Raw genomic sequence first — 26,732 nt, forward strand, 5'->3', positions numbered from 1 at the left:
AATTAAATGGACCTAACCGTCCATCAACCTAGCACAAGAGTCGACATTGCTTCTCGTAATGTCGACTTTTTGTGAACGAAATATAAATATATAGATTTATTTAATTGCCCCCATATAAATGTTACGATTTTCGAAATTTTAGGTTGGGAATTTGCTGTTATTTAAGGCGTTTATTATACATTTTAATTGAAGATTTCAGTAGCTTAGCGTATGATGTATCTATCCATGGTCTATGGATGTGTTGATGATATAGGAGGGAGTTTATGCAATATCCGAATGGAAAAAAGTCATCAGCTTTCACCAAAACTAATAGTACTAACAAAACTGTGTACAGTAACCGGGGGATGTCACTTGAAGATGATATAAATGATACTAATCAATATTATTTAACTCATAATATTGCCATTATTCATAAGAAACCAACACCTGTTCAAATTGTCCATGTAGATTATCCGAGAAGAAGTGCAGCAGTAATAAAAGAGGCTTATTTTAAACAGGCATCGACAACGGACTATAATGGAATATATAAAGGAAGGTATATCGATTTTGAAGCAAAGGAAACAAAGAATAGACATTCGTTTCCGCTTCATAACATTCATCAACATCAGATTGATCATATGAAACAGATTATAGAGCATGGCGGCATTTGCTTTCTATTAATTCGTTTCAGTGTAAGTAATGAAACATTCCTTTTCCCTGCTGAAATGTTATTTCAATACTGGAATAATCAGTATAATGGTGGCAGGAAATCCATTCGTTATGAAACTGTGAAAAAGAAAGGTTATATAATACCGATTCGATATCAAGCGAAAGTAGACTACCTAGCCGTTATTGATAAGTATTATATGGAGAACGGAGGAACAACCAATGGCAGATAAAAGCCAATCAAGAATAGAAAAAAGAAAACAATTAAAACAAATGAAGTCTAAAAACAAACCCATGTGGAAAAAGATAATGAGATATGCGCTCATTGCAGTATTAGCGGTTGGTTTAGGAGTCGGTGTATTGTTTACGTATTACATTGCTACAGCTCCAGATTTGGATTCTGAATTATTAGCTGATCCTGCACTAACCAATCTTTACGACATTAATGGTGAGGTCTTTGCAAAACTAGGAGCCGAAAAAAGAACGAAAATAGCTTATGATGACATTCCACCAATTTTATTAGATGCAGTATTAGCAACAGAAGATGTCCGGTTCCACGATCATATCGGGATTGATTTCAGACGTATCGGCGGGGCTGTAATTGCTAACATCAGGGATGGGTTTGGAGCTCAAGGAGCAAGTACCATTACACAGCAGGTTGTCAAGGACTCCTTCCTGACCAATGACAAAAAATTAAAACGTAAAGTACAAGAACAATGGTTGGCATTAAAACTCGATCGGGAGTATACAAAAGAAGAGATCATGGAAATGTATCTTAATAAAATATATTATGGTTCTGGTGCTTATGGTGTAGCAATGGCAGCGGAAATATACTTTGGCAAGACAGACCTTAATGATTTAACTCTTGCAGAAGCAGCAATCCTAGCCGGACTGCCTCAGCGCCCATCTGCTTATGATCCGTTTGTTAATCCTGATCTAACAGAAGAAAGAATGAACACTGTGCTTAACTTAATGGTACAACATAACAAAATTAGTGAAGAGGAAGCAGATGAAGCAAGAGAGGTAAATATTGAGGAATTACTAACCGAAAAGAAACCTGAGTTTGTGAAATATGAAGGATTTATCCAACAAGTCCGCCAAGAAGTACATGAAAAAACTGGCGCTGATATTTATAAAGATAGTTTAGAAGTTTATACAACTCTCGATCCAAGCGCACAAGAACATGTTGAATTTTTATTGAGTGATGATCCAGAAAATCCAATCCCATTCAGCACTGATGAAGATCTGCAAGCGGGTCTAACAGTTCTAGATACACAAACAGGTGCTATTCGTGCAATTGGTGGTGGTAGACATCGTGAAAATGACGGGTGGAACTATGCGATACATGGTGATGGACAACAAGGCGGTTCTGTCATGAAGCCTCTATTGGCGTACGGACCAGCAATTGAAAATTTACAATGGTCTACTTACCATCAAATAAACGATGATAAACCATATCCAATTGCAGGAACAGACCGAGAAATAGGAAATTGGAATGGACAATATCAAGGTTGGATGAGTGCAAGGTATGCCTTGGAGCAATCATTGAACGTACCTGCAGTAAAAACCTTTGAAGAAGTCGGAGCAAGTGATGCTAGATCATTTGCTGAAGGTTTGGGTATTAATTTTAAACAAGAAGTCACTATAGGTGATACGATCGGAGGAACAGCAAATGGTGTTACTCCGGTGGAGATGGCTGGAGCCTATGCTGCCTTTGGTAATGAGGGTATTTATCATGAGCCATATTCTGTCATCCGTATTGATTATCCTGATCGCCGTTCTGAGGAGCTGGAACCTGAATCTACCGTCGCGATGGCAGATAGTACTGCATATATGATTACAGACATGTTGAAGTCTGTAGTCCAAAGAGGAACTGGGACAATGGCAAATGTTTCAGGACTTCCAGTAGCAGGAAAGACAGGAACCACCAACCTTGAAGATGGATCAGGAAGTCCAGACTCCTGGTTTGTTGGATATACTACTAACTATACCATTTCAGTATGGACTGGCTATGATGAACGGAGAGCTATTCAAAATACCGATATTGCAAAATTGCTGTTTAGAGAAACCATGTCGCACATTTCAGAGGGTGTGGAAACAGACGATTTCGTAAAACCTGATTCTGTTGTCGAAGTAGACGTAGAAAAAGGTTCCAATCCTGCTAAAAGACCGAGCGAATTCACACCTTCTTCTGAGATTGTTACAGAGTTGTTTGTTAGAGGGACAGAACCTGATGCCATTTCTGAGAAATTTGATGAGCTTGAACCAGTTAGTGATTTAAGTGCTTCATATGATGAAGAAAATGAAATTATTACAGCGAATTGGGATCATAGTGAGGATGATGTCCAATTTAAAGTATCAGCAGGTACAGATGGTTCACTTAATGATTTAACCACAACCGAAAATAAAGAAATAGAAATTTCGAATGTCGATAAAGGGGTAACTTATACCATTGAAGTCATTGCAGTAAATGATGATATGGAAAGTGATCCTGTAACGGTAACAGTTGAAGTACCTGAAGAGGAATCAGAAGAGCTTCCACAGGTCAGTCAATTAAGTCAATCATTTGATCCTGCCAATCGCTCAGCGTTAATAAGTTGGCAATATGATCAGAATGGGCCAATTGAATTTGAAGTTGTCGTCCAGGACGGCGGCCAAACGATCGATCAGTTTAACACGAATAGTAAGTCTGTTAATATAACGCAGCTTGAACCAAATAAGAACTATACGATTCATGTTACGCCATTCCTAAAAAATCGAGATGTTCGTGGCCCATCTGCAAGTGTTCAGGTATCAACTCAAGGAATGGAGAATGAAGAACAGCAACAAGAGCAAGAACCAGGTCAAGAAGAACAGCAAAATGGTGAGCAAGGTGAACAACCTAATGAAGAGGATCAACAAACGGAAGAAGATCCATCCGATCAACAAGATAACGAAGAAGATGATTAAAAAGTATTAGTGCTCCTTTGTCATTACGGGATCGATGTTGTAAATACTGCATCGATCCCAATATATTTAAAAACTATAATGAAGCTCAATTGAAATATTGCTTTTCGAAAAACTCAAATACGTTATAAAAAAAGCAGCATGGTAGGTTATACCGTGCTGCTTTTTCTCATTCTCTTTTTCCCTTCTCGACATATATCTAAAAGTGGGCAAATTTCACATTGTGGACTCTTTGCTTTACAATGATATCTTCCAAAGAAAATTAACCGATGATGTGTGTTACTCCACTCTTCTCTTGGCACTTTTCTCATCAGTGTTTTTTCTACTTCTAACACACTATCTTTCCACCGACAGATCCCTAATCGCTTAGATACCCTTTCAACATGTGTATCTACTGCAATTGCCGGCTCACCAAACGCAACAGAAGCTACCACATTTGCTGTTTTACGACCAACTCCTGCTAGCTTTTCCAATTCTTCTTTTGTGTTAGGAACTACTCCATCATAATTCTCGATTAATGTTGTACAAAGTTTACGAATGTTCTTAGATTTATTTCGATATAAGCCGATTGAACGAATATCATGTTGTAGCTCCTCCAAAGGGACACTTACATAATCTTCAGGCGTTTTATATTTCTTAAAAAGATCCTTTGTCACTTTATTTACTAATGCATCTGTACATTGAGCTGATAACACCACTGCGATTAATAACTCAAAAGGGTTATCATGTACTAATTCACATTCAGCATCAGGGAACATTTCTTCAATTTTATCCAATGCAAATTCTATTTCTTTTTTTGTAAGCATAGCTCTCCCCTATTCCTCTAACCAATTATAATATAAAGATTTATCATATGGATGGTCTTTCTTAGTAGTTGTGTTTTGCTGACTAGAATGAAAGGATTTACTTGATTGCTGTGCTTCATGAGAAGATTTTATTCCTTTCTTTTGCCATTCGATCAAAATCCTATCAATATATTTAAAATTAATTTTCCCCATTAAAACTGCTTCTCTTAAAGCAGCATATATAAGGGAAATATCATGGTTATCTTCATCTAACCAATTATTGATCATTTCAATTTCAAATGGTGATAATGGTCTGCCAAACTCCCGCTCAAATTTCTGAAATACTTCTCCAACTTTATTATCAATATTTTCGACTTTCTTTTCAACAGCATATAATTTTTTCCAGAGCGGATCTAATGAATAAGCTTCTTTTATCACTTGATCGTCCTCTTTATCCTCTTCTATCGATAAAATGTCTTTCTGTATCAATTGGCGTAATTGATTGGTACACATTTCGTTTGAAATCGTTAGATGTTGGGCGATTTCTTGAGGGGTTGGGAAGTTATTTCCCTTTCGTTGTGCCCTATAGATTTGTAAAATAATAACTAATTGCGTTTCATTCAAACCAAGAGCAGCAAATTTTTCGATTAATAATGTAGGAAAATTGATTTGATCATGTAAAATGAATTGAATATTTTGTTTCATAGTTTATAACCCACCTTCACCCTATATAATAACACGTATTAAAAAAATCACCCATTCCTCTGCACTGATTATCTAAATTTTCATAGATAAAAACGGTGAATTTGGTGAGGAAACTAAGACGTTCCCATGGAGATATTCTTCGCGATCATATGTTCATCATCGAAGTAAGTGAATACATTATAAAATAGATGATGCCAAAGAAAAATCCGAACATTTATATCTGGACTCTATAACTGCTCCGTCAAAATACTTCGCTTTCCATCAGCATGGCTTCAGCTCGTGCTGTTTAGAAGAGCAAGACCATCAATTGTTGGTGTTGGTCACAAGACGTGAACGCAACTAGCCTTACCAACAGGAGTCTCCGTATTTTGACTGTGCTAAGTCAGATTGTTCGGATTTTCAGTTCCTTCATTTAATTATATCCTAACCCTATCTACACTTATGGGTATAATCGATTCAATAATCTTGGGAACGGAATAGTTTCTCTAACATGTTCCACTCCACTGATCCATGCGACAGTCCGTTCTAATCCTAATCCGAAACCAGCATGTGGTACACTACCGTACTTTCGTAATTCTAAATACCATTGATATGCATCACCTGAGAGATTATGCTCTTTGTAACGCTGCTCCATTAAGGTTAGATCATCAATTCTTGCAGAGCCACCTATTATTTCACCATAACCTTCTGGTGCAATCAAGTCAGCACATAATACAACATCATCACGTTCCGGATCGGGTTTCATGTAGAATGCTTTAATATCTTTCGGGTAATGAGTAATAAACACTGGTTGATCAAAGCTTTCAGCAATTGCGGTTTCCTGCGGAGCTCCAAAGTCTTCTCCCCATTCAATATCTGTAAATCCTTTTTCTTTTAACATGTCAATTGCTTTATCATACGTAATACGCGGGAAAGGTGCTTTAATTTTTTCTAATGCTTCTAGGTCCCTATCTAATGTTTTAAGCTCTAATTGACAATTTTTTAAGACAGATTCCACCATGTACTGCACATAATTTTCCTGTATTTCCAGACTCTCTTCATGCGTCACAAAAGCCATCTCGGGTTCAATCATCCAAAACTCGATTAAGTGTCTTCTTGTCTTTGATTTTTCTGCTCTAAAGGTTGGACCGAAAGAAAACACACGCCCAAGTGCCATCGCAGCAGCTTCCATATATAATTGACCACTTTGCGATAAATAAGCCTCTTCGTCAAAATATTTAGTATGGAATAGTTCTGTAGTTCCTTCAGCGGCTGCACCGGTTAAAATTGGTGGATCTACTTTGACAAAACCTTCCTTTTGGAAAAATTGATAGGTAGACTGGATAATTTGATTTCTGATTTTCATAATGGCATGCTGTTTTTTAGATCGTAACCATAAATGACGATGGTCCATTAAAAATTCCGTACCATGTTCTTTTGGAGTGATAGGATAGTCGGTTGCTTCATGGATAATTTCCATATCCTTCACCTGCATTTCATAGCCGAAAGGCGACCTAGTATCCTCTACGATTGTTCCAGTGACATACATAGATGATTCCTGTGTAATCGATTTTGCTAATTGAAACGTTTCTTCCGATACATCAGCTTTCACTACCACTCCTTGGATAAAACCTGTACCGTCACGTAGTTGCAGAAATGCTATTTTACCACTTGAACGTTTATTAGCAAGCCAAACACCTAATGTAACCTCCTGGTTAAGATAATTTGCTACTTGATTAATTGTTGTTTTCATAATAGTTCCTCCACTATCCTTCGTTACTTAGCGATGATTTTCAACAAATCGTTTAATTCGTTTTGCTGCTTCTTCCAGTTGCTCTAATGAAATAGCATAGGAAAGTCGTACATTATTCGGTGCTCCAAACCCGGAACCTGGTACAACTGCTACTTTTTCCTCTTCTAATAAAGCTGTTACCCATTCATCCACCGTTTTGAAACCATTCATTTCAACTGCTTTTGATACATTTGGAAAAAGATAGAATGCACCTTTAGGTTTTACACATTCAATACCAGGAATAGCAACCAGCCATTCGTATAATTTTTCTAATCGTTCACCAAAGGCTTCTCTCATTTCGCTAACAGGTTGTTGTGTTCCTTTATATGCTGCTTCTGCTGCCACCTGTGCAATAGAAGTCGGGTTAGAGGTTGAGTGTGATGCTAAATTAGACATAGCTTTTATCATTTGTTTGCTACCAATAGCATAACCAATTCTCCAACCTGTCATCGAATGTGACTTTGATACACCATTGATGATAACAGTCTGTTCCTTTAACAAGGGAGAAATTTCTGCAATTGAAACATGTTTTGTTGAAGTGTACGTTAATTTTTCATAGATTTCGTCAGAAACAATTAAAATATCGTGTTTGAGACATACTTCTCCCAAAGCCTCTAATTCTTCTTTTTCATACATTACACCTGTTGGGTTACTCGGTGAATTAATAATTACGGCTTTTGTTTTGTCAGTGATCGCATTTTCTAATTGTTCCGGTGTTAATTTAAATTCATTTTCTTCTTTTGCATCAACAACGACTGGTTTTCCTTCAGCTAATTTTATTTGTTCAGGATAGCTTACCCAGTATGGAGCCGGTACAATTACTTCGTCGCCTTTATTAAGCAACACTTGAAACAATGTATAAAGACCATGCTTTGCGCCTATTGTTACGATTATTTGATCAAGATCATAATCTAAGCCCTGATCTTGTTTCATTTTAGATTGAATTGCTTGTTTTAATTCAACCGTTCCTCCAGCAGGGGTATATTTAGTAAAACCATCATACATTGCTTTTGATGCGGCCTCCAATATATGTTCTGGTGTATTAAAATCAGGCTCACCTGCCCCTAAACCTATAACATCATGACCTGCTTGTTTTAATTCCTTCGCTTTTGCTGTAATGGCAAGCGTTGATGATGGGGTTAAAGTTTGTACTCTGTTTGCAAATTCCATACTTTTTTATCACCTTTCTTATTGAAATGATGGGTTTAATGTTAAGCGATAATGTGATTTGTCTTCTAATAATACATGTTCATACACCAGTCTATCTGAAGTATCAAAATACTTAATTTCAAGAACAGGAAAGCCGTTATCTATGCCAATATCAGATCCCAAATATTCACAGGCGTCACATCGATTTCGCCATTCTGATAAAAGCACTTCTTCTGAATAAAAGGATTCTTTATTATAAACGTCGTATTCCCATTCTTCTTCTTCTGACTGATACATATATATTAACGTTTCCTGATTATCGTCCGTTTCACCATCTACAACATAGTATAACCTGTCACCATGGTATCGTTCAATGCTATGTATGACATCAAGTGAGGTGTTCTCAATCGCTAAATTCCTCACTTCGTCAAAATGCTCTGTCTTACTATTTGTTGCATCTTGATAAAGATTAATGAAATAAACGAAAGCAAGCAGGATGACGATAATAGCTAATGTAACTGTAATCCAAAATTTATTGAGTTCGATAAATGGTAAATATTGCTTTTTCATTGTTATCCTCACTTAAAGTTAATCCAAACATAAGATTATCTTCTTTTAATGTACGATTTAAACTGTCGACAACTTTATACAAATCATCTGAATAAGCAAGTTGTACTGTAGACAGTGTGGTAATTTTTGAATGGCTTATTTGAGACACCTCCGACTGATAATACCGTAAGAAAAGCATGGATAACTTTGCTTACTTTATAATATAGACATTCCTCTTTTCATTTTGATAGACTTCGGTTAATTTTTCAACTGAAAACATGGTAGAATTTAAAATATACTTGGTCTTTCATCAACTGACTGAGCTATTTTCGCTAAGAATTTCGTAATCATCCATACTTAAGCGTACGAAGACAGTGCCTGTCTGTTTCAAAAAATAAACATCAATCCAAGTTGCGTTTAGGCGCTCAATTAATGATTCATTAATTTTATGTGTTTGACTAGGAAAAATAATACTCATATAAGGATCAATTTGTTCAAGAAAGCTTTGTGACGGTGAATGGCCACTGCCGAAAGCTGCTACTTTTAAAATATCTACATCGGCTGTTTTTTGTATTAGTTTTTGTTCGATGGCCGTTTCTTTGTCATTTAAAAATAAAATCGATTCATTACCAAATTGCATCAAAAATGAAATATCGCCATCCTTTGTTTGATCCAATGGCCATATCTTTAGTTGTTCCCATAATATAAATTCATCGTTGAGTTTCCAGGTATCCATTTCAATATCTTCAAATCCAACATTCATGTTAGAAGGTATAATTAACTTTTCGACCTGATAATGTTCCAAAAAATATAATAAATTACCTGTATATTCTTCAGATTGATTCGTAATCACAATTGTTTCTATTTTATCAACTTGCAATTGGCTTAATTGCTCATATAATTTTTTTTGACTACGTTTCGAAGCTGTATTTATTAAAATATGCTGCCCGTGGTGATTGGTTATTAAGCTTGCTTCGCCATGCGGCACATTGAAAAAAATAACATCTAATTCATCGGTATTTAATTCCGGTACATCCGTAATCGCAAGTAACGGAGAGCAAATAATAATTGAAAGTATTAAACAACTTATCAGGCGTATTTTCATCAGGGAAACCTACCTCTTTTACTTATTTAATATTAGATATAGGTAGGTTTTCACAAAGTACGGATGTTTATCAAAACCATTTACTTACACGATTTAGTAAGTTTTGCATGCTTTCATAATGCACTGGTATTTCAGGAATAGATTGAATAAATGTTTTACCATACCGTTTTGTCATTATTCTGTCATCGAACACAAATATCATGCCATGATCAGTATCCTTCCGTATTAATCTCCCGAATCCTTGTTTAAATTGCAAAACAGCTTGCGGCAAAGCAAGTTCCATAAAGGGATTCATCCCTTTATGTTTAAAATAATCTGCTTTTTTCACATACACAGGATCTTGCGGAGATTGAAAAGGTAACTTTACAATTACTAAACAGGATAAATCATTCCCCGGTATATCAATCCCCTGCCAATAAGCGTTTGTTCCTAAAAGAATGGATTTGTCAAACGCTTGAAATTGTTTAATTAATCGATTTCTGCTACCGGTCGAGACACCTTGCCCAATTATCATATATTCCATTAAGAGGTCCGTTTCTTTTAGTATATAGTAACTTTTACGTAACATCTCATATGAGGTAAATAGAATTAACATTCTGCCCTTTGTTTTTTCAGCAATTGAAATGATCGCTTCATTGATAGCAAATATAAAATCATCATTATTAGGGTATTGAATGGCAGGCAGATCATTAGGTATTAAAAGCTGTGCATTGTTACGATAATCAAAATGATCTTCTATGATATATTCTTTTGTTCTCTCTGGATCAAGCCCTAACCTGTCCTTGATGTAATGAAAAGAATGATTCATCGTTAAAGTTGCACTAATTAAAATAATCGATTCTCTTTTAGAAAACAAATGTTCATGTAAGGTTTCTTTTACGGAAAATGGTTCATGCTGAATAAAAACCGCATTTTCAGCGCCTTGTTGATCAATTTCCAGCCATGTGACAGCTTCCATGTTGTCTTCTACTAAAAGCTGTCGAAGCTGTTCTTTGATAGATAAGATTTGTGTTTTATCCTCAGCTCTTTCATCTGCTAACAGCTGTGCCAATTCTGTTAGCATCATCAGTATCCGGTAAATACCATCAACAAGTTCTGTTTGATTGTTATGATTCCAGACAGATTTTAGTCGTCCGACGTCTGTAACTGACTTCTGTTGTTTACTTTGTCCTTTTACAAATTGATACAATTGACGGAATACCATATCTGTTTCAAATTTGACCGTGTCTAATTGTTGTTGAAATGGTACGCTATGGGCATAGCTCTTCTCCAATTGTTGATAAAAGGCTGTTAACTCAAAGTAACTTAAAGAATCTCCCAGATAATTGGTTGCCATTTGTTCTAATTGATGTGCTTCATCAATAATTAACCTTTGATATTCAGGAAGAATGGACTTTTCTGCTAACATGTCTATCGTTAACAAAGAATGGTTGGTAACTATAATGGAAGCATTTTTTGCTTTATTTTTCATTCTCTGGTAAAAGCAATAATTTTTCCAGACGTTATCTGTTTTTTCATTATTTACTACTATTTGATAAAATATAGGATACTTCTCTACAGGAAATTGTATTTCATCAAAATCTCCAGTAGTCGTTTCTGTTAACCATACGATAATCATTGCTTTTAATAAAATATCCTGATAAGAGCGATAATTTGAATCGTGAAAAAACTGCTCGAAATTTTGCAGACTTAAATAATGGTTTTTTCCTTTTATCATTGCTGTTTGAACAGGTATACCTAGCTTTGCTAAATCCTGATCAATTAATTGTGATTGTAAATTCGTATTAGTAGTACTAATCACTACTTTATTTTGATGATTTAACACTTCATAAATAGCCGGTATTAAATAGCCAATAGTTTTACCAAGTCCTGTCTCTGCTTCAATGAGAGCATGCTCCTTCATTCGAAAATGATCATAAACCTTCTCACTAATTATTACTTGAGCTTTTCGTTTTTCATAGCGTTCAAAGACTTGAACTAGTTTGCCATTTTCTTCATACATTTCATCCAAGTATTTGGAGAAGTCATATGGGATCCTTGTCTCTACAATACTTGTTTCAGCTTGTTTCTTTATTGCGAAACCTCTAACTTCCTCTAGATCCGTTCGAATAGCATTAAATTCTAGTGTCTCACATAATCTATAGAAATCTGTACGTAACGGTTGAGAAATGGATAACAGCTGATCAATAACATTTTTGGGCAAGGATTGAAATTTATTCATAAGTAATATCAATAGATCTGCCGTTACTAGGGCATCAGAAATTGCTCTATGTGGATTATCATGACTAATCTTTAAATATTCAGCTAATTCATTTAATTTATAACTGGGTGCTTTGGGCAATAAAATTCGTGCCAGTTCAACCGTATCCACCACATAAGGTTGAATTTTTTGTTCACCAACTCGTTCTAGTTCCTCATTCAGAAAAGTTAAATCAAAAGGAACATTGTGCGCAACTAAAATGGCATTATCTAATAAATATTTAAACTCTGGTACGATTTCGTCAAAGACCGGTTGTGATTTTACATCAGCATCCGTTATCGATGTTAATTGAGAGATAAAAGTTGGAATAGGCTGTTCGGGATTAATTAATTGATTATACTGTTCTGTTATTTGGTTGTTTTCAATGACTACTAAGGCAATCTCTATAATACGGTCACCCTTTGATGCCGATTGCCCAGTAGTTTCCACATCTATTACAACAAATTTTTGCAAAAGACCATCCCCGATTCTTGATAATTCAATAAAATTCGTAGTTTGTTGTCAAACGGTACATGCTTTTATATATTTAAACTGATACTCTTCTATTCCATCCTTTAAGTAACTGATTGGAATCTGATAAAACTGTAAAAAACAAACTCTTATCATTGTGGATAAGAGTTTGTAGTCATTTAAGGCTTGATAATGGTGGTTCTTGCTCAATAATCTCTTTTATATTATTATTTTCATCCATTACAGCCACTTTTGGTTTAAATTCTTTTAACTCTTCATCAGATAAAATACCATAAGAAACAATAATAATAATATCTTCAGGCTGAACCAGACGAGCAGCTGCACCATTTAAACAAACTACTTTACTGCCTCTTTCTCCAGCAATCACATATGTTTCTAATCGTGCTCCATTATTGTTGTTTACAATTTGCACTTTTTCATGCGGTAAAATACCTACTTTATCTAAAATATCTTCATCAATTGTAATACTACCTACATAATTTAAGTTCGCCTCTGTTACACGTGCTCGATGAATTTTCGATTTCATCATGGTACGTAACATCATTGTTCCCCCTAAACAATTGCTTTAGGTACAGTCCCGTTCTCACTTACAATAATATTGTCAATTAGTCTTGCTTTTGTAAATTGAACAGCGACGGCAATAATTATTTGTTGGTCAATATAATCCACTTTCTTTAGAGTAGGAAATGATAATAGATCAACATAATCAATTTCACCGTTTGTATGTGCCTCTATATATTTTTTTACTTTCTCTATAATCATAACAGGATTTTTTTCACCGTCAATAATTAATTGTTGACCAAATTTTAATGCTTTATATAAATGGTTCGCCTCTTCTCTTTCTTGTTTGGAGAGGTAGACATTACGACTGCTCTTGGCTAAACCATCTGCTTCTCTAACTGTCGGCACAGCAATCAACTTTGTAGAAAAATTAAAATCATCAATAAGTCCTTTAACAACCGCTACTTGCTGTGCATCTTTAAGACCAAAAAAGGCAAAATCAGCTTTTGTCATATGAAAAAGCTTGGTTAATACAGTAGCAACACCATCGAAATGTCCTGGTCTGCTGTTTCCACAAAGCACATCTGTTCGTTTCTTAACTTGGATAGTAACAGTAGCTTCTTGAGGATACATTTCCTCAACAGGAGGCATAAACAGAATGTCTACTCGGTGTTCTTCTGCGATTTTCTGATCCCGTTCTGCATCCCTTGGATAACGTTCGAAGTCTTCATCAGGACCGAATTGCAGGGGATTGACAAATATACTAGCAATTAATACGTCCACATATTTTTTACTCTCATCCATAAGTGTAGTATGACCTTCATGTAAATAACCCATAGTAGGTACAAAACCGATTGTATTATTATTCTCTTTTAACGTATTTGTAATGGATACTAATTCGTTAACAGTACGTACTATTTTCACATCTATTCCTCCAAATTCAGATCATTCGCAAGTTGCTCATCCATTCTAAACGTATGCTCTTCATCTGGGAATTCTCCTGCCTTAACTTGCTGATGATACTGTTGAATAGCGTTTTTAATTTCACTTCCAACTTCACGATAGACTTTTACGAAGGAAGGTTTGAACCCTACTCCATATTGAAGAATGTCATGATAAACTAGAACTTGCCCGTCACAATCTTTACCAGCCCCAATACCAATAGTAGGGATCGATATATGATTAGTTATGTGCTTTGCTAATCGATCTGGCACACATTCTAATACAACACTGAATGCCCCACTACCTTCAATATTTTTTGCATCTGCAATTAACTGTTCAGCTGTAACTCTGTCTTTGCCTTGGATACGATATCCGCCTAATACATTTACTGATTGCGGAGTTAATCCTAAATGACCGACTACAGGGACTCCAGCTTCAGTCAGTTTTTGAATAAGTTTTATCGTATCTTCAGACGCTCCTTCGACTTTAAGGGCTTGGGCATTCGTTTGTTGCATAATTTTTTGTGCATTTTCCATTGCTTTCTCTAATGATAGATGATAAGACATAAATGGCATATCTACAACAGTAAATGTATTAGATGCACCACGAGTAACAGCTTTACCATGATGGATCATGTCGTCTACCGTAACTTCAATCGTTGAGTTATAACCTAATACAACCATCCCTAACGAATCACCCACTAAAATCATGTCAACCTCTGCTTCTTCTGCTAATTTTGCAGCAGGATAATCATATGCAGTAACCATGGAAATTTTCTCGCCGTTTTGTTTCATTTTTTGAAATTGAATCGTTTTCTTCACCCTTATACACCCTCACCATTTAATTTCTGCACTGTAAATAATTTTTTCCACACTATTATCGTTGAGAATAATCAGTGCACCATCATCTGTGATGCCTTTCACCGTCGCAATATACTCTTCTTTTGTTGTTTTAACATGAATTTTTTCATTTAATTTATATGCATGTGCTAACCATTTTTCTTTAATTGGTTCAAAGCCTGTAGCTAGATATGTTTCATAAGCGGTCTCGAAATCACGCAAAACCTCTTGAATAATTTCCAGCCTATTCCAATCCTGTCCAGCTTCAATGTTGAGCGAAGTAGATTTTTTTTCAAGGTCTTCCGGAAAATCTTCAATGGATTGGTTGACATTAATACCGAAGCCAATGATTAAATATTGAATAGCTTCTAATTCTGCTTGCATTTCTGTTAAAATACCCGAAATTTTCTTATCCTTTATAAATAAATCATTTGGCCATTTAATTTGAATTTTTAGCCCTGTTATGCGCTCCAGTGTTTCTACCAAGGTTACTGCAACAAACAAGGTCATCTGTGATGCTTGGTGTGGGGGTATATTAGGACGAAGGATGAGGCTCATCCATATTCCGCCGTCGTGATCAGATACCCAACTCCGATCCATTCGTCCACGACCTGACAACTGTCGATTGGCAGTCACAATGGTACCATGTTCTGCACCTTTTCTAGCCAATTCATGAGCTAAATCTTGTGTAGATGCCACTTCTTGTCTAAACTCAATACGTCTACCAAGCCACTTTGTATTTAATCCCCATTTTATCGTGCTTTCATTGAGCTTTTTTGGTTTGGCTATTAATCGGTACCCTTTCTTTGGAACCGATTCAAATTGATAACCATCTTTTTTTAATTCATTGATGTGTTTCCATATTGCGGTACGTGAAACTTCCAATTTCTCTGATAAAGCTTGTCCAGAAATGTATTGATTATCTTGTTCGGCTAAAATAGCAATTAATTCGTGGCGTTTATTTGTTGTCATATTGTAACCACTCTCTTATCTCATTTATATCATTCTTTATTTTCTTTGAAACAACAGCCTTCTCCGTTTCCACTAGCATTTCTTGTATCCAGGGTCCTTTCTTACAATCTGGAAAAAAGGAAATAATATCGTTCCCATTAATCACTAATTCCTCTCTGTTTTGGATAATCAAGCTTTGTTTAATTGTTATGATTTCTTCACTTTTAATTCTTTTATTGTGAAGCAATAAACATAAACTAGAGAAGGCTTCCACTAAGTTTTCAGGCAGACGATATATAATCCATTCTATCGGTTCTTTAGCATAATCTTGCATAAGTTGTATCAACAGATGACTATCTTTTTTTATTCGGTTGGATAATTTCCATTCTCTTATCCAGGTAGATACTGTTACATCTGAAACGTTTAGGTTCATATACGCGATAAAAGCTGCAAAACCTGGCAAGGAGCTATTTATTCCCTCAAACACTTTTTGTATAGTCTTATTTTCAGAAAAAATCGGTAAATGGTTAATGATATTGGTGTGGAATAAAGATTGTTTTGCTTGATTAAAATAGGTTCCTTTTAACGTTTTTTCCCATTCAATGGAAATTCTTTCGACTGCAATCTTTTCTAACCATTTTCTGTTATCAGTAATAGCATGTAACGCTTCATGGTCTAATGCAAAACCTAATTGCCCTTGAAAACGAATTGCTCGCATCATTCTTAACGGATCCTCTAAAAACCGTTCGCTTGCATTTCCAACTGTACGAATTAACTTATTATGAATATCATGCTGACCGTGATAGGGGTCAATCAATTGTAATGATTGATCCATTGCGATTGCATTCATGGTAAAATCTCTTCTCGCAAGATCTTCCTTTAAGTCTGAGACAAAATCAACATTATCGGGCCTTCTGAAATCACTGTAGCCTGATTCACTTCGAAAAGTCGTCACCTCAAAAGATACACCATGATAACGTACTATGACAGTACCATGTTCGATACCGGTAGGAATAACTTTCAGAAATATATCCTGAATTTGTTCCGGATATGCAGATGTAGTAATATCTATATCTTCTACATTTCTTCCTAATATCGAATCCCTAACTGCTCCACCTACAATATAAGCTTGGAATCCTTGTTCTTGTATCTTTTGGACAACTTGCTGTGCTAAATTAAATAGATCAAATACCATTTTATTCACCTAACACTTCTGCATAGACATCTTCATATTGCTTCTTAATGTTGTCTGAAGAAAAATGCTGTAGTACTCTGTTTTGGGCATTAATAGAGAAATTTTGCCACTTCGCAGAGTCGTTTAGCAGTTCTATTGTTCTCGCTGCAAATGCCTCGATATTTCCAACCTCTTCGACATAACCAGTTACACCATCATTGATCACTTCTGGTATTCCACCAACATTGGAACCAATACAAGGTACACCACAAGCCATTGCTTCTAATAAAACTAACCCAAAGCTTTCTTTTTCAGATAACAACAGTTTAATATCTGCCATCGAAAGTAAAGAAGGGATATTTTTTTGTTTGCCAAGAAATTGAACAGCATTTTCCAATTGTAATTCTTGGACAAGGTCGTAGATTCTTCCATATTCAGGGCCATCTCCAATTAACAGAAGTTTAGAAGGGACTTTTTTATGTACTCTTGCAAAGGTATAAATCACATCTTCTAATCTCTTCACTTTACGGAAGTTTGAAATATGGATTAATACTTTCTCATCTTGATGGATTCCACACTTTTCCTTCAACTCCGTTTTATTTTGTGCTTGATACTCCTGTTCATTAACAAAGTTATAGATGACATGAATAGGGCGCCTGATCTCTAACATTTCTTTTGTTTGGTTGACCAGACTATGTGAGACAGCTGTAATAGCATCAGAATGTTCAATTCCAAATTGGATCATTTTTTTCAAGCTATGGTCAATACCAAGAATCGTAATATCTGTTCCATGCAGAGTGGTAACAATTTTGACCGGATGCTGTGCCATCTGTTTAGCTAAAATAGCACAAATAGCATGTGGTACTGCATAATGGGCATGAATAATATCTAATTGTTTCGTATCAATGACTTCTGCTACTTTCGTTGCCAAAGCTAAATCGTAAGGTGGATATTGAAAAACAGGATAATGATTTAACTCTACTTCATGAAAATATATATTAGGATTAAATGAGTTCAAACGAAATGGAACACTAGATGTAATAAAATGAATTTCATGTCCTTGTTTTGCAAGCATTTTTCCTAGCTCAGTGGCTATTATTCCCGATCCACCCACTGATGGGTAACAAATAATGCCTATTTTTAGCATGTGGCAACCCCACCTATTCTAAATTTTATGACTATAGATTGCGCCATTCAAAAAAGCCTGCGTCAAGCGCTCTTATCATAACCTCTGCCCCACCTAAGTTTGTAACGAGAGGAATTTGATAAACGTCACATAAGCGCATCAAAGCACTAATATCTGGCTCATGAGGCTGTGCTGTTAACGGATCACGGAAAAAAATGACCAGATCAATTTCATTAGTGGCTATTTTTGCACCTATTTGCTGATCTCCACCTAAAGGGCCCGATTCAAAACGTTGGATAGTTAAACCTGTTGCTTCGTTAATTTTTTTGCCAGTAGTACCCGTTGCATAAAGAGTATGATTTTTTAAAATGGTTGTATAAGCCACTGTGAAATTTACCATATCCGTTTTCTTCTTGTCGTGTGCTATTAAAGCTATATTCATTCGTCTCTCTCCCTATTCAAGTATATTTTCTAATCCATAAACTAAAATATCTAGCTTCATTACTTGATCAATTGCTAGTTTTACCCCGGTCATAAAGGACTGACGATGAAATGAATCATGTTTTATTGTAAGGTTTTCTCCTGTGGAACCGAAGATTACTTCCTGGTGTGCGACAAGTCCTGGCAAGCGCATGCTATGGATCTTCATACCATCCACATCTGCACCTCTTGCACCTGGAATTGTTTCTTTTTCCTCGGGATGTCCCTGTATTTTTGCTTCTCTTACTTCTTTTATTAAGGAAGCTGTCTTTACTGCTGTTCCAGATGGGGCATCTAATTTATTATCATGGTGTTTCTCAATAATTTCTACATCTGGAAAGTATTTTGCTGCCCATTTCGCAAATTGCATCATCAGTACCGCACCTAAAGCAAAATTTGGTGCAATGATCACACCGATCTCTTTCTCTTCTGCTAAATCGGTAAGCTCTTCTAATTGTTCTTCTGTAAACCCAGTTGTTCCGACAACTGGTCTTATTCCATAATTTATCGCTGTCTTTGTATGTATGTACCCAAATTCTGGTGTAGTCAGATCGACTAATACGTCTGCTTCTACAGATTGAAAACATGTTTCGATATCGGTATAGATAGTAGCATCAAAATTTGGCAACTCGTCAAACTCTTTAATTCGTTTACCTTCAAATTTATGATCTAAACAAGCAACTAATTCCAGGTCTGCTTGTTGCTCTATCATTCTTAAAGCTTCACTGCCCATCTTCCCTCTGGGGCCAGCTACAATTACTTTTACTTTAGTCATTGTTATCCTCCTGTTTCTCTATTCTTGTCCAACGGTCTTTGTCCCGTGATTCAATTTTCTGCATTGTTTTTTCAAAAGCTTCAGTTAAACTAATATTTTGTGAATTAGCGAAACAAATCATTACAAAGAGAAGATCACCGAGTTCAGCCTCAATGGTATTATCATCTTCAGAACTCTTTTTAGGTTTTTCCCCATAATGATGGTTCACTTCACGTGCTAATTCACCAATTTCTTCTGTAAAGCGGGCAAGCATACTTAGTGGAGAAAAGTACCCTTCTTTAAACTGTGAAATGTATTGATCCACTCTATTTTGCATATCTTGCATACTTTCTTTATTATACATTTAACACCCTCCAGAGATAAAGTAAAAAGACAGATGTATAAAATACATCTGTCTTTCATCATATTTAATCTTAATCATTATTTGCAAGTAAAAACATCGAAGCAAAGCGAATCAACTCTGCCACCGCAACTAGTGCTGCTGCAACATATGTTAAAGCAGCTGCATTTAAAACTTTTTTCGTTTGTCGCTCTTCATTATTACGGATAATTCCTGAAGAGACGAGTTGACTCATTGCACGATTAGATGCATCAAATTCAACTGGTAATGTGACAAGCTGGAACAATACTGCGAATGACATGAAAATTACCCCTACAAGAACCAAATCCATTAGTCCAAGGAATATACCTGCAAGTATAAAGATAAACGACATTCTGTCTCCTAGCCCAGCGATCGGAACTAGTGCATGACGAAAGCGTAAGAAGGCATAGGCTTCTGCATCCTGGATAGCATGACCTACCTCATGAGCAGCGATCGCTGCGGCAGCTGCAGAATAGCCATGGTAATTATTACTGGATAGACGTACAACTTTCTTTCGAGGATCATAATGATCAGATAACACACCTTTTGTTTCTTCAATCGATACATGATACAAGCCATTATCGTCTAAGATTTTTCTTGCAACTTGCGCCCCTGTTACCATATTTGAATTCATTACTTGCGAATATTTTTTATACGTGTTTTTCACTTTAGACTGTGCCCAGAGTGGGACCAGAATTAAAATAGCAATATAAATTAAATACCCGAACATTTTTTCATTCCTCCATTATCAAACATCTTTCTAAGGTCAATTTTAGTCAAACAATAACATTATGTCAATTAAAAAGATTACGTAGATTCTCCTCTGTATTTTGCCCAGGCAACATAAGATAAACTCAGGAAAATAAAACCGAATACGATAAATATCAACCACTTTGTGTAATGGGCATTTGCATTATTCATCGTATCGATATTAAGCTTTGATATTTGTGAAAAGGTTTCCTCTAATACGATATTATCATAAGATGGTTCATTATTAATTAGTAAGTGTATGGAATTTTGATAATCTTGATATTGTTTGTCATTTAAGTGTAATTTAACAACCGGAGAGATTGCTTCCACGTAGTAAATAACCTCCTCCATTTCAGCTTGATTAACCTCTTTTTGCTCGAGAAGCTTATTCATCTTTTGTTCTAATTCAGTTTTCCAAGTTGTCCATAAAGGCGCATCCTCTGATGTCATAGCATCCCATAAAATTATCGTCTGTTGAGCTGCTAAAGATTTATCAGAAGCTGTTGCTTGGTCATCTCGAAGTGTTTTTAGACAATTCTCAAGGTATTCTCTCATTATCGGTTCGTATGTAGCTTTTTCTTCGGCAACTCTCTCCAAAATAGTTATTTGATTATTTTCGATAAGTTGTTCCGCCACATGATAGCGCTGCTCTTGAACAAGTCGTTCAAAGGTATACATATAATGATCATCACTTTGAGCTGAAAGATCGAATGAATAAAAAGCTTGTATTAGTATGAAGGTGAAAAAAAACGAAAAAAAATATAGAATTCGCACAACTACCCCTTCTCCCATCTTTCTTTTCTAAAATGTATGAAAGACCCTGTCTAGTTATGCATTCGAATGAAAACCAATCAATCAAAATGATTCTATAATTCTCTTATGTTTTTCTTTACCGATATCTGATAAACGGTAAAGATAGTTATAATCGATAACCAAAAAGTAAGGTAGCCAATATGCTGTTGATATTCAGTTAAGCTTCCATAAACTGGCATCATACCATACACATAGTCAATCAATTCATTATGTAGTAACCAAACTGCTGCAATCGCTAAATGCTTCAATTTAATATTATATAGAGGGGCATACAAAAAGGCTTGAATTGCCATCGCACCGTGAGAAGCAATCAACATATAACCTTGCCAGCTTAAATCCCCATTTATGTAGAGTGTCAGAAGATTCATTACAACTGCCCATACTCCGTATTTTACAAGTGACGTAAATGCTAAAGCTTCAATAACAGGTACACTTTTTCCTTTTAAAATAAAGAACAAAAATACAGTGAAAAACAAACTTGCTGTTGGACTGTCAGGTACAAAAGCAAGAAACTGAATGGGTGTATCTCTTAACTGGTTCCCATACCAGAAATAACCATAGATAGTTCCGACTAAATTTACAATAAATAAAAGAGCAATAAAATAAGGATGGTACACTATTTTTTGCAGCATAATAAATTTCCTCTCTATTTTAACGATGTATAAAGTGAGACGATGATCAGTGGGGGTTTTACAGACATTTAGCACCATGAAAAAATAGTTTGCTGGTGTTACAACTCAGCACTCCAAAATAAAATCCAATACAAAACCCTCGCTCATGTTTGATGACGAGCGAGGGTTTTGATCTATTCTTCTTCTGCTGCTTGTTCGTTTACTGAAACAATAAACTCTGCAAGTTGCTGTAATTCTTCCTCAGTACCTTGAAATTGATCAGCAGGCATCGTACCGATACCATTAACTGCGATATCTTTAATTTCTTCCACATCTAAATCGATACCAATTAACCCCGGTGCAGCTCCCCCGCCTGTTAAATCTCCACCGTGACAATTAAGACAGCTGTTCTCTTCATACAGGGCATATCCAGGATCAGACTCATCTATTTCAACAGTTGGTTGACTATCTGGCCACTCCGGTCTATTGTTTTCTGCTTTTTCTTCCCAGTCAACGTGTGCTGCTGCTTCATAAGTTAACCAAAATACAGCCGCAAAACTAAGAAGCATTAACCCGGTCGCGATTGGACGTTTATGTGGTCGACGTTCTTTCCCTCTATCTAGGAAAGGTGCTAAGAAAAGTGCTCCAAATGCTAGTCCTGGCATAACAATGGCACCTAATACAAAAAATTCTGCACTCGCAAATTTATACTTCAATAATTGATATAAAAATAAGAAATACCAGTCTGGCAATGGTAAATAACTAGTATCAGTTGGATCGGCCATCTTCTCTAATGGTGCAGGGTGTGCAATAGTTAAGCACAAGAAACCTACTAAAAATACTGCCCCTACTAACCATTCTTTTAACAAGTAATTAGGCCAAAACGCTTCCGTTCTACCAGGATATTCCGAATAATCTTTCGGAATAAACTTTTGTTTGTCAGCTGTAACACGCGAATCACCGACAAACTTCATCCCTTTTCCTCGTTTCACTGCTATCCCTCCTTCGTTAGCTGTATTCTATAGCGGACCAGAAATCCCTTGTTTACGAATCATGATAAAGTGAATAGCCATCAACACAAATAGTGCTGCTGGTAAGAAGAACACGTGAATCGCAAAGAATCTAGCTAATGTTTGGGCCCCTACAATAGATGGATCCCCATTTAGTAGTGTTTTAGCCATTTCACCAATAACAGGTACACCTTCTGCAATTTCAAGTGTTACTACTGTAGCAAAATATGCTTTATTATCCCACGGTAATAAGTAACCGGTTAAACCTAGTGCAAGCATTACGAAGAAAAGAAGAACACCTACCATCCAGTTTAACTCACGTGGCTTCTTATAAGCACCTTGGAAGAAAACACGTAACGTATGTAAAAATAACATCACAATAACCACACTGGCTCCCCAGTGGTGCATACCCCTTACAATTTGACCGTGCGCGACTTCTGTTTGTAAATAATAAACAGAACGCCATGCATTTTCAATATCAGGCACGTAGTACATCGTTAGAAACATCCCTGATAAAATTTGAATGACTGTAACAAAGAATGTTAAGCCACCAAAGCAATATACGAACGCGGAAAAATGATGCGCAGGATTCACATGCTCTGGTACTTCGTGATCCGCAATGTCACGCCAGAGTGGGGTTATATCCACACGTTCATCTATCCAATCATAAATCTTCTGTAGCATCTATTAAGCCCCTCCTTCCTGAACCGTATTCTCGATAATATTTCCAAGATATAATGTTCCGTCTCTCACTTCATGTTCAAATAAATCTAATGCTGCATTCGGTGGTGTATCTGGAACATTCAAACCATTTTTGTAATATCGTCCATCATGACATGGACAGAAGAATTGGTCAGGATAGTCTGGATTCCCAGCCCAGTTTACGGCACAGCCTAAGTGTTTACATGTTGGTGATAACGCTACAATTTCATCATTTTCATCTATATAAACCCATGCACTGTGTGTTACGTCTGACGTGTACCAAGCATCGACTTGTTCAACAGTCCAGTCAAACCGTTGAGGCTCTTCTGTTATTTCCGATACATCAGCGACTGCCTGCATATCACTACCACCTGTAGCTTGCAAAACTGGATCAATGGCAAAACGAACCATTGGTGCAAGCATACTAGCAGCCATAAATCCGCCAACACCTGTTAATGAATAATTAAGAAATTGACGACGGGACACTTGTTGTTTTTTCTCTGACATTATTTACCCCCCTCTACACATATTCCGACTTCATGGATTATAATCTCTTAACATTACTAGGACATTACTATGATAGCGCAAACTAAAGTTATGGTCAATAAAATGTCATCTATAAATAGCTATTTTCTATTAAGAAGTTCTCTTACCAATAACTTCTAATTAACTCACTGATCTGATTTACTTGCTCATCCACCCATTTTTTGGTTTGCTTGGTTTGATAGTCTTCAATAGTAGTTGCAGTTAACCATATCAAATGATGCTCTAGAAGATGCTCATGCTTCTTCCAGTTTACATCATAGGTAAGTAGAAATACATGTTTGAAATGATTATTAGAAAGCATGCTTGTCCACTGATTAAGCATCGCACTTTCTTGTTCATATTTTGTACAACGTATATATGTATAAGGTGGACTTAACATTATTCTACCCGTATAATTTCGTTCTAATTCATCTGATATAATCTGTAACGTCTTCGTTTGATCTGCTAATTTTATTGCTTCTGATTCTGTTTGTAAATCTAAAGGTACTAGTGGTATACAAAGAGTATCAATATACTCTTTTGATTGAAAAAAAAGTTCAAGATCTTTCTTTTTCCACTGCATCTATTATCCTCCCTGCTATGACTGTTAGAACATGAAATATTTAGACGGATGTTAAGTAGACAAGCATTCACAAAAAGAAACGGAATATCCCCAAATGGGTCTCCCGTTTAGCAATTATTCACTCTTAATAATATAGGATGCTTCCAATTTTTTCAATTGTTCAGAATATTGTTCAAATAATTGTTGATTTTTTTGATCTAAAGCTTTATTAATATTTTGGAGTAACATTTCTTTTTTATATTCATATAACGAATACTCCAACCACTCTTCCGCTAGTTTCTTATCACTTTTGGTCAAGAAATAGTCATCTGGAATAAACGGATTATCCTCTAATACTTTCATATAAGGGATACATTGTTTGGAGTCTTTAAAGTTGAGTTGTACATATATTGGCTCTTTAGCGTGCAACCGTATATCATGGAACGACTTATCAGCATCTGTTGTCACAATGTGTTTTTTATAAAAACGAAAAGCTATCTCTTTTGAACAATGTGTAGAAATGATCATGGCTCTTGGACAAAAACGAGCTTCCAAAACAAAGTGAACATGCTTCAATAACTGTTCATGATTCAATAAATAATTTAGAATCCAAACACTTTCTCTTTTTTTCAACTGATAATTTCCTAAAAACCATTGAATAAATGATTTTTTATCCTCTACACGAATTGAAGTTTCCAATTTCACTTCCCCTCCATTTAAAAGAGAGTATCATTATTTTGATCTTTCAACCGTTCAGTATATTGTCGTATATCAAAATCAGATGGTTCTAAAACCATATATTCTTCAAAGACCTGCACCGCTGTACTGATCCTCCCTTCCTCTACTAAAAAATATCCATAATCCTTTAAGAAGTCGGTATCTTCCTTAATTTTATTGTATGCATTTTGGTACGCATTTAATGCCTGTTTATACTCTTCTTCCTCATGAAAGGCTTTAGCAAGCTCCCAATAAAAAATACCATCTAACGGTTCGATAGTAATTTGTTCAGTAAGAAGGTCAATAATTTCCGAATGATTTCCTTGCTTCTTATATGTCTCTACTAGGAATAAGAGTGCTTCCTGATATTCATTATCTAACGCTATCGCCTTTTTCACTAACTCAAATGCTTTGTCAGCCTCTCCAGTCTTAAATGTGATTCTGCCTGCTGTAAACCACATTTCCTTATTAAACGGGTCCATTTCTACACCTTGATTAGCTGTTTGATAGGCTTCTTGTATCATTCCTTCTTCTTCATATGCTTTAGCTAAATACAAATACACAGAAGGATATTCTAACTCTTCTTCCAACAGTTTTTCCCAAGCATGAATGGCTATTTCAAATCTCTCGGACTTATACGCTAAAAATCCGTAGCGAAAGAGTGTTTCCGGATCTCCAGTATCAAGGGTTTGATAGTAATCGAGGGACGCTTCAAACTCGCCGTTTAAAGCATATGCTTCTGCTAATCGACTGGCAATATTAACCCCAGCAAATTCTTCGTTTTTTTCCTTGATTTTCTCATAATAGATAATTGATTTATGGTATTCACCGGAGGAAAATAATAATTCACCGAGAGCAAAATCGATGATTGTTTCTTCAGGTGCCATATTTTTTGCAATAAGTAATTTTCTTTCTGCCACTTCAAACAAACCTTGTGCTTGATATAGGTCTGCAAGTTGGACTAATGCTTGAAGGTAATTATCGTCACCTTCTTCTATCTCATTCAATAACTCAATTGCTTGTTCATCCTTATTATCGTCAATCATAATATCTGCTAAAAATAATTTTGCCTCACTATTACCTGGTTCTGTATCAACGATTTCTTCTAAAAGAGATTGTGCTAAATCATGATTACCTAATTCCATGAAAATTTGTGAAATTTCCAGCTTAGTATCTATATCTGCTGAAGAAGCGGTTTCGTTAAGTAACGATAGAGCCTTCTCGACTTCTCCAGCATGAATCATTTCAATTGCTTGTTCAATAGTATTCAATGTTTTCAACCTTTCTTTATAACGTATCCATCTCTCCTTACATCTTATCGGATAACACCCAATACAGCAACTAAGACAAATTATTAATAGCAAGCTTTACTTGATACACAACTAAAAAAGATCCACGTTTCATTTTAGTTGAACGTGGATCTATCACTACGTTAACTTATCCGGAAACCCTACTTTATGTTTTGCGTAATAACAAAAAACAAAGTAGAAAATATGCGGACGCTAAC

Annotated in this window: 28 protein-coding genes; 2 read left to right on the forward strand and 26 right to left on the reverse strand. The window is 35.9% G+C overall.

The window, feature by feature from the left end; all coding sequences use genetic code 11:
- Positions 1-263 precede the first annotated feature (263 nt).
- On the forward strand, positions 264-878 hold the full coding sequence (recU, locus tag ACTNEP_RS13210) for a Holliday junction resolvase RecU (protein ID WP_441162486.1): 615 nt from the start codon (positions 264-266) through the stop codon (positions 876-878).
- Complete coding sequence (locus ACTNEP_RS13215) at positions 868-3,594, forward strand: PBP1A family penicillin-binding protein (RefSeq protein WP_441162487.1); 2,727 nt, start codon at positions 868-870, stop codon at positions 3,592-3,594. Before recU ends, ACTNEP_RS13215 begins: the two co-directional genes overlap by 11 nt.
- 146 nt (positions 3,595-3,740) lie before the next feature.
- On the opposite strand, the gene nth is transcribed toward ACTNEP_RS13215, so the two are convergent.
- The 26 genes from nth to ACTNEP_RS13345 form a co-directional block, all read right to left on the reverse strand.
- The gene (nth, locus tag ACTNEP_RS13220; RefSeq protein ID WP_441162488.1) at positions 3,741-4,397 is read right to left on the reverse strand and encodes an endonuclease III; all 657 of its coding nucleotides are present in this window, start codon (positions 4,395-4,397) and stop codon (positions 3,741-3,743) included.
- Between the two features lie 9 nt (positions 4,398-4,406).
- Complete coding sequence (locus ACTNEP_RS13225; RefSeq protein ID WP_441162489.1) at positions 4,407-5,081, reverse strand: DnaD domain protein; 675 nt, start codon at positions 5,079-5,081, stop codon at positions 4,407-4,409.
- A gap of 439 nt (positions 5,082-5,520) precedes the next feature.
- On the reverse strand, positions 5,521-6,813 hold the full coding sequence (asnS, locus tag ACTNEP_RS13230; protein WP_441162490.1) for an asparagine--tRNA ligase: 1,293 nt from the start codon (positions 6,811-6,813) through the stop codon (positions 5,521-5,523).
- 27 nt (positions 6,814-6,840) lie between these two features.
- Positions 6,841-8,022: a pyridoxal phosphate-dependent aminotransferase gene (locus ACTNEP_RS13235; protein WP_441162491.1), complete on the reverse strand. Its 1,182-nt coding sequence runs from the start codon at positions 8,020-8,022 to the stop codon at positions 6,841-6,843.
- A gap of 18 nt (positions 8,023-8,040) precedes the next feature.
- A complete protein-coding gene (locus tag ACTNEP_RS13240) occupies positions 8,041-8,571 on the reverse strand; it encodes a cell wall elongation regulator TseB-like domain-containing protein (protein WP_441162492.1) in 531 nt (176 codons plus the stop codon).
- The gene (locus tag ACTNEP_RS13245) at positions 8,534-8,749 is read right to left on the reverse strand and encodes a YpmA family protein (RefSeq protein WP_441162493.1); all 216 of its coding nucleotides are present in this window, start codon (positions 8,747-8,749) and stop codon (positions 8,534-8,536) included. The genes ACTNEP_RS13240 and ACTNEP_RS13245 overlap by 38 nt, the downstream gene beginning before the upstream one ends.
- A 111-nt stretch (positions 8,750-8,860) precedes the next feature.
- Positions 8,861-9,655 (reverse strand): ComEC/Rec2 family competence protein, encoded by a 795-nt coding sequence (locus ACTNEP_RS13250; protein ID WP_441162494.1) that lies wholly within the window; start codon positions 9,653-9,655, stop codon positions 8,861-8,863.
- A 70-nt stretch (positions 9,656-9,725) separates the two neighbouring features.
- Entirely contained in the window at positions 9,726-12,368 is a 2,643-nt protein-coding gene (gene dinG, locus ACTNEP_RS13255; protein WP_441162495.1) for an ATP-dependent DNA helicase DinG, read from the reverse strand.
- A gap of 172 nt (positions 12,369-12,540) precedes the next feature.
- Positions 12,541-12,927, reverse strand: coding sequence for an aspartate 1-decarboxylase (panD, locus tag ACTNEP_RS13260; protein ID WP_441162496.1), 387 nt, complete (start codon positions 12,925-12,927; stop codon positions 12,541-12,543).
- Between the two features lie 11 nt (positions 12,928-12,938).
- Positions 12,939-13,811 carry a pantoate--beta-alanine ligase gene (gene panC, locus ACTNEP_RS13265; protein WP_441162497.1) on the reverse strand — a complete coding sequence of 291 codons (873 nt, stop codon included), beginning with the start codon at positions 13,809-13,811 and terminating at the stop codon, positions 12,939-12,941.
- A gap of 2 nt (positions 13,812-13,813) precedes the next feature.
- The gene (gene panB / locus ACTNEP_RS13270) at positions 13,814-14,650 is read right to left on the reverse strand and encodes a 3-methyl-2-oxobutanoate hydroxymethyltransferase (RefSeq protein WP_441162498.1); all 837 of its coding nucleotides are present in this window, start codon (positions 14,648-14,650) and stop codon (positions 13,814-13,816) included.
- 12 nt (positions 14,651-14,662) lie between these two features.
- Entirely contained in the window at positions 14,663-15,640 is a 978-nt protein-coding gene (locus ACTNEP_RS13275; protein WP_441162499.1) for a biotin--[acetyl-CoA-carboxylase] ligase, read from the reverse strand.
- On the reverse strand, positions 15,627-16,814 hold the full coding sequence (locus ACTNEP_RS13280; protein WP_441162604.1) for a CCA tRNA nucleotidyltransferase: 1,188 nt from the start codon (positions 16,812-16,814) through the stop codon (positions 15,627-15,629). Before ACTNEP_RS13280 ends, ACTNEP_RS13275 begins: the two co-directional genes overlap by 14 nt.
- Position 16,815: 1 nt before the next feature.
- Positions 16,816-17,940, reverse strand: a complete 1,125-nt coding sequence (gene bshA / locus ACTNEP_RS13285; protein WP_441162500.1) for an N-acetyl-alpha-D-glucosaminyl L-malate synthase BshA — start codon at positions 17,938-17,940, stop codon at positions 16,816-16,818.
- A 31-nt stretch (positions 17,941-17,971) separates the two neighbouring features.
- On the reverse strand, positions 17,972-18,361 hold the full coding sequence (gene mgsA, locus ACTNEP_RS13290; RefSeq protein ID WP_441162501.1) for a methylglyoxal synthase: 390 nt from the start codon (positions 18,359-18,361) through the stop codon (positions 17,972-17,974).
- A gap of 12 nt (positions 18,362-18,373) precedes the next feature.
- Positions 18,374-19,174 (reverse strand): 4-hydroxy-tetrahydrodipicolinate reductase, encoded by an 801-nt coding sequence (gene dapB / locus ACTNEP_RS13295; protein ID WP_441162502.1) that lies wholly within the window; start codon positions 19,172-19,174, stop codon positions 18,374-18,376.
- Positions 19,167-19,517 (reverse strand): nucleotide pyrophosphohydrolase, encoded by a 351-nt coding sequence (locus ACTNEP_RS13300; RefSeq protein ID WP_441162503.1) that lies wholly within the window; start codon positions 19,515-19,517, stop codon positions 19,167-19,169. The genes dapB and ACTNEP_RS13300 overlap by 8 nt, the downstream gene beginning before the upstream one ends.
- A 70-nt stretch (positions 19,518-19,587) precedes the next feature.
- Positions 19,588-20,265, reverse strand: a complete 678-nt coding sequence (locus ACTNEP_RS13305) for a zinc metallopeptidase (protein WP_441162504.1) — start codon at positions 20,263-20,265, stop codon at positions 19,588-19,590.
- A 77-nt stretch (positions 20,266-20,342) separates the two neighbouring features.
- Positions 20,343-21,059 carry a sporulation protein YpjB gene (locus ACTNEP_RS13310; RefSeq protein ID WP_441162505.1) on the reverse strand — a complete coding sequence of 239 codons (717 nt, stop codon included), beginning with the start codon at positions 21,057-21,059 and terminating at the stop codon, positions 20,343-20,345.
- A gap of 92 nt (positions 21,060-21,151) precedes the next feature.
- A complete protein-coding gene (locus ACTNEP_RS13315; RefSeq protein ID WP_441162506.1) occupies positions 21,152-21,730 on the reverse strand; it encodes a DUF1405 domain-containing protein in 579 nt (192 codons plus the stop codon).
- A gap of 173 nt (positions 21,731-21,903) precedes the next feature.
- On the reverse strand, positions 21,904-22,701 hold the full coding sequence (locus ACTNEP_RS13320; RefSeq protein ID WP_441162507.1) for a c-type cytochrome: 798 nt from the start codon (positions 22,699-22,701) through the stop codon (positions 21,904-21,906).
- 27 nt (positions 22,702-22,728) lie between these two features.
- Positions 22,729-23,403: a menaquinol-cytochrome c reductase cytochrome b subunit gene (qcrB, locus tag ACTNEP_RS13325; protein ID WP_441162508.1), complete on the reverse strand. Its 675-nt coding sequence runs from the start codon at positions 23,401-23,403 to the stop codon at positions 22,729-22,731.
- Between the two features lie 3 nt (positions 23,404-23,406).
- Entirely contained in the window at positions 23,407-23,928 is a 522-nt protein-coding gene (locus tag ACTNEP_RS13330; RefSeq protein WP_441162509.1) for a ubiquinol-cytochrome c reductase iron-sulfur subunit, read from the reverse strand.
- Between the two features lie 142 nt (positions 23,929-24,070).
- Positions 24,071-24,529, reverse strand: coding sequence for a DUF2487 family protein (locus ACTNEP_RS13335; RefSeq protein WP_441162510.1), 459 nt, complete (start codon positions 24,527-24,529; stop codon positions 24,071-24,073).
- 114 nt (positions 24,530-24,643) lie between these two features.
- Complete coding sequence (locus ACTNEP_RS13340; protein WP_441162511.1) at positions 24,644-25,207, reverse strand: ReoY family proteolytic degradation factor; 564 nt, start codon at positions 25,205-25,207, stop codon at positions 24,644-24,646.
- Between the two features lie 17 nt (positions 25,208-25,224).
- On the reverse strand, positions 25,225-26,496 hold the full coding sequence (locus ACTNEP_RS13345; RefSeq protein ID WP_441162512.1) for a tetratricopeptide repeat protein: 1,272 nt from the start codon (positions 26,494-26,496) through the stop codon (positions 25,225-25,227).
- Positions 26,497-26,732: the final 236 nt, after the last annotated feature.

Source organism: Gracilibacillus sp. HCP3S3_G5_2 (genome assembly GCF_052063305.1).
Taxonomy (GTDB): domain Bacteria; phylum Bacillota; class Bacilli; order Bacillales; family Amphibacillaceae; genus Gracilibacillus.